2 protein-coding genes are annotated in these 2,217 nt (G+C 75.1%); both read right to left on the reverse strand.

Going from position 1 to position 2,217, the window contains the following annotated elements; all coding sequences use genetic code 11:
• Nucleotides 1-45: 45 nt before the first annotated feature.
• Nucleotides 46-369 (reverse strand): FmdB family zinc ribbon protein, encoded by a 324-nt coding sequence (locus ACFRMQ_RS40270; RefSeq protein ID WP_380735876.1) that lies wholly within the window; start codon nt 367-369, stop codon nt 46-48.
• A 171-nt stretch (nt 370-540) separates the two neighbouring features.
• A complete protein-coding gene (locus ACFRMQ_RS40275) occupies nt 541-1,920 on the reverse strand; it encodes an MFS transporter (RefSeq protein ID WP_380735878.1) in 1,380 nt (459 codons plus the stop codon).
• Nucleotides 1,921-2,217 lie beyond the last annotated feature (297 nt).

Here is a 2,217-nt window from a genome sequence, read left to right on the forward strand (position 1 = left end):
CCCGTGGTCTGCGGAGCGGTCCGGGGCGGTGCCCCGGCGCCGGAGTCAGCTCGCGGCCGGAGCCGGGCTGGACGAGGCCGAGGAGCCGGAGCCCGACGACGCGCCGGAGCCCGACGACGACGTGCCGGTGGACGAGGAGGACGGCGTCGAGGTGGTCGACGACGACCCGGTGCCCACCGAGCTGCTGGAGGAGGAGCGGCTGTCGGTCCGGTAGAAGCCGGAGCCCTTGAACACGACGCCCACGGCCGAGAAGACCTTGCGGAGCCGTCCCTGGCAGTCGGGGCACGTGGTCAGCGCCTCGTCGGTGAACTTCTGCACCGCCTCCAGGCCGTTGCCGCACTCGGTGCACTGGTACTGGTACGTGGGCACTTGTCTTCCTCCTGGCACTCTCGCGTGATGAGTGCTAACGATGGTCAATGATGCGGCATTCCGCGGGATCAGTCCAGCGACTGCGGTGTGAGATGGGCCGGGCCCGGCCTCCGGGCCGCGGTCCTCCCGGCCTCCGGGCCACCGTCCTCCCGGCCTCCGGGCCGCCCCGGCTCAGCCGTTGGCGGCGCCCACCAGCGGCTCCGCGCCACCGCGCGCCGCGGAGCCCGAGCCGGAGCCGGAGCCCGAGCCCGAGCCGGAGGCGGAACCACCCGTCGGCGCCACCAGAAGGTGCCGCAGCGAGGCCAGCGCGACCAGCCCCAGCCCGGCCCCGGCCAGCGGCACCACGAACCCGGTCGAGGGCCCGTGCCCGTCGATCAGCCGGCCCGCGGCCATCGAGCCGACCGCCAGCCCCAGCCCGATCGCGCCGGTCAGCCAGGTGAAGGCCTCGGTCTTGGCCCCGTCCGCGACCAGCGTCTCGACCAGGGTGTAGCCGCTGATCAGGGTCGGTGCGATGGCCAGCCCGCAGACCAGTCCGGCGGCGCTCAGCGCCACCAGGTTGGGCATCGCCCAGAGCGTCGAGCAGCCGAGCACCAGCAGCGAGTAGCTGATCAGCATCCGCTGCTGCACCGGCCGCCGCCAGGCGACCATCCCGTACAGCACGCCGGCCAGCATCGAGCCGCCGGCGAAGATCCCGTACACGGTGCCGCCGGCCGCGTGCTGCCCGACCGAGTCGGCGAAGGCGTTCACCGAGACCTGGGTGCCGCCGAAGACCGCGCCGACCCCGAGGAAGGCGCCGGCCAGCAGCCGGACGCCGGGGGAGGCGAGCGCGGAGGCGCGCTTGGCGCCGGGCCGGGGCACGATCCGGGCCGGGGCGGTGCGGCGCTGGGCGGCGAAGGCCAGGCCGCCGACGAGGGTCAGCGAGGCCTCGGCGACCAGGGCGGTGGCCGGGTTGGCGAGCGCGGCGATGCCGGAGGCCAGGATCGGGCCGATCACGAAGGTGAACTCGTCCGTCACGGACTCGAACGCGAACGCGGTGCCCACCCGGGCCGCCGAGGCCTCGGAGGGGCCGCCGGCGGAGAGCGTGGCCACCCAGCGGGCCCGGACCATCGCGCCGACCTGCGGCACGCTGGCACCGGCCGGGACGGCCGCCAGGCACAGGCCCCAGACCGGTGCGTGGGCGAGTGCGAGCGCGATCAGCGCGCCGACCGACACCGCGTGCACCAGGACGGTCGGCACGAGCACCGAGGCCTGCCCGTACCGGTCGGCGAGCCGCCCGGTCTGCGGCCCGATCAGGGCCTGGGCGACGGCGGCGACGGCGGTGACCGTACCGGCGGTGCCGTACGAGCCGTGGGTCTGGGTGACGAGCAGCAGGATGCCCATGCTGAGCATCGCGTACGGCAGTCGCGCGACGAGGGCGGGGGCCACGAAGGTCCAGGCTCCCGGTGTGCGCAGCAGCTCGCCGTACCCGACGCGGGCGGGGGCCTCGGGGGCCGGAGCTGCGGTGGTGGCCGCGGGGTCCGCGGCGGTGTCGACCGTTCGGCGCGCCGTCACGGTCGGTCCTTCCTGCTGCCTGGTAGCGCGGCAGGGCATGGTGGAGCCCCGACGGCGCCGAGAGTCGTCCTCTCGCGCGTCGACCGGGGTAGATACCGGGTCGGTCCGGTGTGGTGGCCGGGGGCCGGACCGCGGCCGCCGAGCGGTCGCGCCAACTCTGCTTCAGGCAGATGCTGGGGTGGTCTAGCGGTGGTCATACGGCGTGTTCGAACCAGCATACAGGGCGGGCCGACATCGTGTTACGCGCGTAGATACCTCTGGGGCGGCGCCCGGCCGGCGAGGAGTCCACCCCCTCGC

It is taken from the genome of Kitasatospora sp. NPDC056783, from assembly GCF_042789895.1.
Lineage (GTDB): Bacteria > Actinomycetota > Actinomycetes > Streptomycetales > Streptomycetaceae > Kitasatospora.